4 protein-coding genes are annotated in these 8,806 nt (G+C 59.2%); 2 read left to right on the top strand and 2 right to left on the bottom strand.

Features of this window, described 5'->3' with window-relative positions; translation table 11 throughout:
• Window positions 1-240: 240 nt before the first annotated feature.
• Window positions 241-1,131 carry an acyl-CoA thioesterase II gene (gene tesB / locus PPP56_RS01885; protein ID WP_353562219.1) on the top strand — a complete coding sequence of 297 codons (891 nt, stop codon included), beginning with the start codon at window positions 241-243 and terminating at the stop codon, window positions 1,129-1,131.
• Window positions 1,132-1,299: 168 nt separating this feature from the next.
• Entirely contained in the window at window positions 1,300-2,991 is a 1,692-nt protein-coding gene (gene pyrG / locus PPP56_RS01880; protein ID WP_353562217.1) for a CTP synthase, read from the top strand.
• 48 nt (window positions 2,992-3,039) lie between these two features.
• On the opposite strand, the gene PPP56_RS01875 is transcribed toward pyrG, so the two are convergent.
• Both PPP56_RS01875 and PPP56_RS01870 read right to left on the bottom strand, forming a co-directional pair.
• Window positions 3,040-3,468 (bottom strand): hypothetical protein, encoded by a 429-nt coding sequence (locus PPP56_RS01875; protein WP_353562215.1) that lies wholly within the window; start codon window positions 3,466-3,468, stop codon window positions 3,040-3,042.
• A 96-nt stretch (window positions 3,469-3,564) separates the two neighbouring features.
• A complete protein-coding gene (locus tag PPP56_RS01870; protein WP_353562213.1) occupies window positions 3,565-8,490 on the bottom strand; it encodes a T9SS type A sorting domain-containing protein in 4,926 nt (1,641 codons plus the stop codon).
• Window positions 8,491-8,806: the final 316 nt, after the last annotated feature.

Genomic DNA, 8,806 nt, shown 5'->3' with positions numbered 1-8,806 from the left:
GTTTGAGCAGATTGCGATGATGTAAACCACAGGCAATCATTTAACATTGAACCGCTACCTCTTTTTGTATGTCACCGCGAAGAGCGCTATCAACGCGCCAATCTTGGGCCTTATGAGCCGGATAGACCGCTCTAACTGGCGCATGAGATCGCCGCGTCGGTCACAAGCTGCCTCCTCGCGATGACAAGGTGTAACCGCATCTTTTCCGACTTACCTACCCCCACATTTTTTCTCTTCCGTATGGCCTACACACTCAGCGACCTGCGCACGCTCATCGACCTGGAGCGCATCGAAGATACCATCTTTCGCGGCACGAACTACGACATTGGATCGGGAAGCGTGTTTGGCGGGCAGGCACTCGCGCAGTCGCTCGTAGCAGCACAGCGCACCCTCGATAGCGCCGACCGCGTGGCCCACTCCATGCACGGCTACTTTATCTTGCCCGGCGACGTGGACGCCCCGATTGTATACGAGGTCGATCGCCTGCGCGATGGGTCGTCGTTCACCACGCGGCGAATCATTGCGATTCAGCACGGGCGTGCCATCTTCAATATGGCAGCGTCGTTCCAAACGCCCGAACCGGGCGACACGCACCAGACGTCGATGCCCGACGTGCCGCCCCCTGATGCGCTCGCCTCCGACATGCAGCTGCTCGAACAGATTGCCGATCGCATTCCCCAGCACCTGCATTCGTTCTACACGGAAGAGCGGCCCATTGAAGTGCGACGCGTCGACCCGGTCGACCCGTTCAACCCCACCTCGTCGTCGCCGGTCAACCACATGTGGATACGCACGCGCGGCACGCTGCCTGATACCCCGCTACTTCATCAGGCCATCTTTGCCTACATGTCAGATTATGGCCTGCTGAGCACTGCCCTGCGTCCGCACGGACGCTCGTTCTTGCAGCCCAATTTGCAGCTGGCGTCGCTCGACCACGCAATGTGGTTTCATCGTCCGTTTCGAATGGATGAGTGGCTGCTCTACAGCGCCGAGAGTCCGGTGGCGCATGGTGCGCGTGGATTCGTGCGCGGACAGGTCTTTACCCAAGACGGCACGCTGGTCGCCTCGGTGGCGCAGGAGGGACTCATGCGCGTACACGACGCGCCTTCTGACGAGTCTGACGAGAGTTAGGCAAGGGTGCTCATGCGCTCAGACCGGTATACCACGAATTCATGCTGCTCTCCACGCGCTTTTCCCGCGACCGACGCAGGCCTGCATTGATTCCAACCGCTGCCGTAGCGTACCTTGTATGCAAGGTTTTTCGCTCGCTTACTTTGTTGCATTGCATCGCATCTACCCGTGGAAACGAAATATATATTTGTGACTGGCGGCGTCACGTCGTCGTTAGGCAAGGGCATCTTTAGCGCGTCGCTGGGGCGGCTGCTTGAAGCACGCGGCCTGCGCGTTACCATCCAGAAGTTCGACCCGTACATCAATGTCGACCCCGGCACCATGAACCCCTACGAGCACGGAGAGGTGTTCGTAACCGACGACGGGGCCGAAACGGATCTTGACCTGGGCCACTACGAGCGCTTCCTGGGGCGCTCCATGAGCCAGGCCAATAACGTGACGACCGGCCGCGTGTACATGGAGGTTATCACTAAAGAGCGTGAAGGCGCCTACCTCGGCAAAACAGTTCAGGTCGTCCCTCACATTATAGACGAGATCAAGTACTGGATGCGGAAGCTGGGCACCAGTGGCGACTACGACGTAGTCATCACCGAAATTGGGGGCACCGTTGGCGACATTGAAAGCCAGCCGTACCTTGAAGCCATTCGCCAACTGCGTAACGAGTTGCGTCCGCATACGCTCATCACCCACCTTACGCTGGTTCCTTACCTGCGTGCGGCTGGCGAACTCAAGACGAAGCCGACGCAGCACTCTGTCAAAACCATGCTCGGGTATGGCCTGCAGCCCGATATGCTCGTGTGCCGCTCTGAACAGCCCCTTGACCGAGCCATCCGTGAGAAGATTGCGCTCTTCTGCAACGTGCCCCCCGAGGCGGTAACGCCCATGCTGGATGCAGAAACTATCTACGAAGTGCCGCTGCTGCTTCAAGAGGAAGGGCTGGGGGCGCTCGTCGTTGAATCGCTTTTCAGCGACGAGGAGCGGTCGAATATGATGGCGGTGCCCGACCTGAGCGACTGGATCGAGTTCCTTCGACGACTGAAGAACCCGGAGTCCACGCTCACCATTGCGCTCGTAGGCAAGTACGTAGAACATCAGGACGCGTACAAGTCGATCACCGAAAGCCTGATGCTGGCAGGCGTCCCCGACGGACTGCAAGTCGACATCCGGTTTGTGCTATCGGATACGTTGACCGAAGAAAACGTCGACGAGCTTCTTGGTAATGTAAGTGGCGTGCTCGTTGCCCCCGGGTTTGGCGAGCGCGGCGTGGCTGGAAAGCTCACCGCTATTCAGTACGTGCGCGAAAACGATATTCCGTTCTTCGGCATCTGCCTTGGGCTGCAGTGTGCCGTTATCGAGTATGCCCGCAACGTGTGCGGCTGGCCCGACGCTCACTCAACAGAGTTCGAAGACGATACGCCGCATCCCGTTATCGACCTGATGGAGGAACAGAAAACGGTGTCGGACCTGGGCGGCACCATGCGTCTGGGGCAGTACGCCTGCGACCTGTATCCCGACTCCACAGCCCACCGTGTCTACGCATCCGAAACGGTACATGAGCGCCACCGCCACCGCTACGAGGTGAACAACGTACTGCGCTACCGACTGCGCGAGAGCGGCATGCGGTTTACCGGCATTAACCCGGACCTGGATCTTGTGGAGATCATCGAGCTTCCTGAGAAGCGCTGGTTTGTAGGTGTGCAGTTTCACCCCGAGTACCGCACCACCGTTGGCGATCCGCACCCGCTCTTCCAGTCGTTTGTGCAGGCATGCCGTGCATACGCCGAAGAGCACGACTTGCTGAGCGACCCGCAGCCTCCCCAGCCGCACCAGGTCACTCCGCTTGCTTCTGCAGATATGTAGCGCCAGCGCGCAGCATACAAATATCGTCCACCCGTCTTATCTTATGTCTTATGGATGGATAGCTGATGGACGGGTGGGCGGATCGGGCAGGTCAACCTCCAGCATGAAGCTGGTTCCGCGCGAGCCGTCGTCGTTCGTCGCTGTTGCTGTGATCTCTGTAGACCCACCGCCCACAAAAGTGACCGTGAGCGTTGCTGCGCTTACGGCAGCGGTCGCTACGTCTTCGTCAGACGACGAGGCGTCGAAGCTGAGAGAGCGTCCTTCGGAGTCACGGAATACGGTGTTGAGGTCGACGGTGAGCGGCTCGTCATCGGCCTTCACGCGCTGGTCCTCAATCTCGTTATCGACAATAGGAGGGCGTTCGTTGGGACTTAGCCCATCGTCGCCACATGCGGGCAAGAAGAGGAGCGCCCCTACGATCATGAGGGGGAGCATCCAGGGGGCGAAAGGGGCGCGGAAGAGTGACGAAGTATGCATAGTAAGCACAGTTAGAGAGCGTTCGTATCCAAAAGACAGCAAAGAGGTCGGGGGGGTAGTGCACCAAGGTATCGTGCGATGATTATCACGCGGTGGTCATCGCACGATGGTCACCCGGCGAACGTCTGAATCCCCATTGCCAGTGATGCGCACAAAGTAGACCCCGCTGGCCAGCGTGCGTCCGTCGGCTTTGCCATCCCACACGGCCTGGTGCGTGCCAGCTGTCTTCGTGCCGCGCTCAAGCGTGGTGACGCGCTGCCCCAGCACGTTGTAGACGGAGATCTCTATATCCATCGACTCGGGGACCGCGTACTCCAGGGTGGTTTGCCCCTGAAACGGATTCGGGTAGTTCTGGCGCAGTGCGAGCTGTTCAGGTACCGTCTCGCCAGCGGCGTCGAGCGCACCGATTTCAGCACGCAGGGTCACGGCGCCGGTATCGCCGATGTCGACGGTTGCCGGTCCGGTGTTGAGCGCGTACTCGCGTCCGGTGTCGGCATGAGTGAGGCGCACGCCAGGTAGATCGGTGCTGGTCTCCCAGCCATGTCGTGCAGTTAGGTCAATAGAAGCGGTGGCGCCGGGGGTGCCGCGCAGCGTAAGGGTAAGCTGATGCTGGTCGGTGTCGGCCGGCACAACGCGGGATGCGTAGCGCGCATCGCTCTCCTCAATACGAAGCGCGCCCTGTTCAAAGTGGGTAGGCGGAGCAAGGTGCGACCGGATGCCTGTTGCGTTTGCATCGAACGTGAGGGTAAATCCGGAGAACGGTTCGCCTGCTACGGTTCCTGTGAGCGCGATAGCTCGGGCTTCAGCTTCGGATGCCTGCTCGGTGGCCGCAGCCCGCACAGCGGCTCCAGATGAGGCCTCGTCGACCGGCAGCGTGAGCGTGCCGAGATCGTCCTCATTGAGCACATAGTAGGCTTCGCCGTCGACGGATGCGCTGGCAAACGTGCTGGCCTCTTGCCAGGCTCCGTTCCACTGCCAGAGCGGCGCATCAATGTCGTTCGCCGACTGCACCGCATCCCAGTCCAGATCAGCAAGGAGCGGATTCGAGATAATATTCCATCCGTCCTGCAGTTCAATCGAGGGGTCGCCTGTAACGGCCGACTCAAGCGTGACCACGTCTCCGGTGAAGCTCCAGCCGTTCTGCGCGAGCATCCAGAAGCCGCGTCCGGGGCGGAAGGTGAAGGCCGCGCTCCCGTCGTACGCGTCGAGGAAGGCGTCTGCGCTGTTGGTGGTGCCGGTTTCGCGGAAGGCACGCCAGTCGGGGCCCTGCTCACCGGTTACCGTATCTGCAAGGTCAACGCTCACCTGCCCCGGAAGCCCAACCAGGCGATAGCTGGCGCTGCTGGTCGGGTCGTCGAAGGTGCGGTTTACGTCGATGGATGCGCTGGTGACCTCAGTCGCACTGGGGCTCACGTATACGACCATCCCATCATGATCGGACGAGCGCAGCGTGGTGCTCGGATCCGACAAGAAGGTGTTAGACGAAGGCGCATCGCTGTTCGCTCGAATGTACTGGCGTCCGGTAACGCCTGCAGTGAGCGTCTCGCTGGTCAGAATATGATCGAGCACCTGGGCCGCCCCCTCAAAGATGAATGAGTAGCGCTCTTCTGGCGGGAGTTCGGTTACCTGGTTGATCAGTGGCGGAGAGACGTCTACGTTGCCTTCAAGCTCCTGATCGCCCGGCGTTACCGTTCCGCTGATTTCGCCGACGACGTCAACGATGCCATCGGTAAACTCGAACGCGTTGAAGTCGCCCACAACCGAGAGCGCAATGCCTGGGTTCGCATCCTGCAGGTCTTGCACCATACGTGCAACCGACTCGCTCTGCGCCAGGCGCTTATTGCGCACAAACTGATCGCCACTATCAAGCCCGATCCGTGATCGGTTGTGCAGCACGAGCATGCTCACGGGAAAGAGGCCCTCGTCGGTCGTAATGTCGCCGTTGACGAGGAAGGGCAGGCGATCGTGCACGCGGCTGTTGTTGCCAAACGTCTCACCGGCCCCGAGCCCCTCCGTCGTTACGTTTTGCACGCTGGTGTGCACCAGTGCTCCTGTTGTGAAGCTGGAGGGGGTTTCAGCCGGTGTGTAGGCGTCATACGACACTCCACACTCATCTTCAATTTCGTCGGCGAGCTCTTCAAGTGTTTCCTGTCCGCCCACTTCCTGGACGCCGAGAATGGTAGGGGCCTGCATCAGATCGCAGATGTAGACGGCGTGCTTGGCCAGCCGGTCGTTGTATCCGCCTGGTGTTGAGCCGCCTCCGCTGGGACCGAAGAGGTCGAAGAGGTTCAGCGTGGCGATGCTGAACTCGTCGCCTTCAAGCGGACGAACACCTGAGACGGTGTCTTCAATGTCAAGGTCTTCGATAACGAGATCCGAAGGCCAGAGCACATGCTCGCCAAAGGAAAAGGTGAGCGGGCCTTGGGCTTCAAGGATCGTTGTGCCGCGTGGCACTTCTACGTCAAAGTTGCTTGGGAAATCACCCGGGCGTGTGGCGATCTCAAAAAGCTGCTGATTGCCGTCCCACACTGGCAACCCAGGCTGGCCGGGAAACGGAAGGCCGGGCTGCCGGAAGTTACGCTCCACATCGATCTCACCGCTCGCATCCACGTAAAAATTGCCAAAGCGGTCTGACCCGCTTGTCGAGATTGCGTTCTCTACGCGCACCAGCATGCTCTGGTAGCGGTACAGGTCGGGCACGATGCGGGGGGAGGGGTCGGGGGTGGTTGCGTCAAACGTAACGGGCTCTGGAATGGGCGCGCTACCGACTACATTAATGTTGGGATTGTCGGTAAGCTGCGTGGAGCCGTTGAAGTCAACCGCGGTGGCCGTGATGTCGACCAGGTCGCCGGGCGACACGCTGGGACTTCCGCTGGTGAAGACGAAGAGTCCACGTGAGGCCTGCTCGGCGCACTCGTCTTTGCGCTCGGTCATCTGCATGAAGAAGCCATTTTCGGCAAGCGCCGTTACCACGTTATTTCGGGTAGTCACCTCTTCGCCATCAATCGGTGTGGTGAAGCTGGTGCCTTGAATCTCACAGATGAGCGCGTCGGCCAGGTCGATCGGCTCGCTATCCCCCAGCACATCGCTCACGCGCACCGCCTCAAGCTGCAAGTTATCTTGAAAACGACCAACAATGCCCTGGAACGTAAATGGGTCTTGCGGCACTGGCTCGCCATCGAGCGCCGTGTCGCGATCTTGCTGCAGGCGCAGCGAGCCTGTATCGGTAGCGTCTTCGATGTCGTAAGTGGTGCTGGGCTGAAAGACGACATCGTTCGTATTGATCGTGAGGTCCTCTACCCGCACAAGCTGCGACTCCAGCAGTCCACCATCGTCAGCAATATTCGCGTTAAGCTCTTCAAGCGTAATGTTCTGCGGATCAGGGAGCGGGTTACCAGACGACAGGATGAGCAGGTCGTCTACGGGCGTGTCGAGCTGGCGCGCGTCGTTGAACGAATTGAGCGTGCTCGTAACACGGATGCTATCGCCGGGCGATACCGTGCCGCTAAAGTTGGCACCGCCGTCGAAGATTGTAAGCCCTCCGCTGTCGTCCTGGAAACGCACGTAGCGTCCGCGTGCGCGGGTCACGATGCCTTCCACAGTTACCTGCGTGCCGTCGGATTCGGCGCGGGCGTCGGCGATGGGGATGACGTTGGCATCGCCCGGATCGTCGAGGTTTTCATCGGTGATGAAGTCGCTCGCCAGCATCGGAATGAGCTGGATGTCACCGTTGAACTGGCCGATGACGCCTTCAAAGTCAAACGGTTCAGAGGGAATCAGCAGGTTGATCACTTCGGTTTCGCTCGGACGCTGTACCCGCAGGGTTAGCGATCCGGTGCCATCCTGGGCGGTGTAGCTGCTTGCTTCCTGAAAGCGTCCCGATTCATCAATCGTCACGCCATCGACCCGCACCAGGACGCTCTCGTAGTCGACTCCGTCGCTATCGAGCGTAGAGAGCGTCACGTTCTGCGGACTCGGCACCTCGGTTATCCCTTCAACCGAGTAGCTGTCCAGATCAGCGTCGTTGATCTGCAGCAGTTCGTTGAATGCCGAAATGGTGCCTTCAACGCGCAGGATAGTACCTGGAGCGATAGTGCCACCTTCAATGTCGTTCTGAAACGCATCCGCCAATGGACCCTCGTTCTGGCGCACCGTCATGCCACTGGCCCCAGTGGAGCCGGTGCCGTCTTGCAGGCGAACGAAGTCGCCAAAGGCACGCGTTACTACGCCTTGGATCGTGACGGTAGCTCCCTCGCCCTGCTCACGGGCTTCGTTGATCGTGTCGACGTCGCCCGGCGGCTGGTAGCCCTCGTCATCCCCGTCGTCGCCATCTCCATTGTCATCGTCTCCGCTGTCGTCGTCTCCGCCGTCGTCGTCGCCATTGCTCCCATCATCGTCATCGGGGGCATCCCCGAGCGGAAAGCCTTCGATGGTGATATTGTCGAAGCGGTTGTTGCCGCTGCCTGACGAGGCACCATCAACCGTGATGCGTATGACAAGGTCGGGATTGTCATTGGCCGCCTCGATATCAGATAAATCGGCGGCAAGAATCTCAAAAGAGGATCCGGTGTTGTTCCGCTCGGTGAACGTCGTCAGTTCGCTAAATGAGGTGCCTCCATCTGTACTGTACGAAATGACTTGCGTATCAAACCCCGTATCCGTGCCGCGGGTCGCGTAGACCATTTCGATCGCTTCGAAGCCCTCCGTCGAAACGGCGAGGTCGAAATGCTCCCCGTTTTCGCTCTGTCCTGTCGGCACGAAACTCGATCCAGCCGAGTCGCCCCCTTGCGCGTTATTTGTGGTACCCCCGAAGCTGTTTAGGCTTTCTGTGTCGAACGAGTACGTAATCTCGCCACTTCCCTGCGTAGCCGCTATCGGAGCGGGCCAGGGATTGCCGTTCTCCACCGGGTCATTGAAGTTCCAGTAGTGGAGCAGGTCCTGGGCAGCCGCCGGTGGGGCCAGCGTAGCAACCATGAAAAAAAATGCGGCGGTCCAGACCGCCGGGGCGTATCGAAGCGTCATAGTGAAACGGGTACAATAAGACGAAGCAACGGTGGGTAGTGCACGGTGAATAACAAGTCACAGTGTGCACAATATTTATTATATATTGATTACACTCCGTTTTGTTAAGCCCCCGTGCGCGTAATCTCAGCGAATCTGGAAGCGCTAACAGTATGATAATGGCGAAAGGCGCTCTATTCCTACCCTTTCGGAACCGAGGTATCGGGACATTTTTGGCGCTGCACTGTTTTCATCTTGTTATACGTGAACCATTAGTAACGCTCTCATTAAGAGCATTCGCCTATCGGTCTTTGTTGGCCCCCTTGTAATGCTATCG

Origin of the sequence: Longimonas sp. (genome assembly GCF_040409695.1) — a bacterium.
In the GTDB taxonomy this organism is placed as follows: Bacteria; Bacteroidota; Rhodothermia; order Rhodothermales; family Salinibacteraceae; genus Longimonas.
Note: the sequence above shows the minus strand (reverse complement) of the source record. Positions and strands in the feature narration are given on the sequence as shown.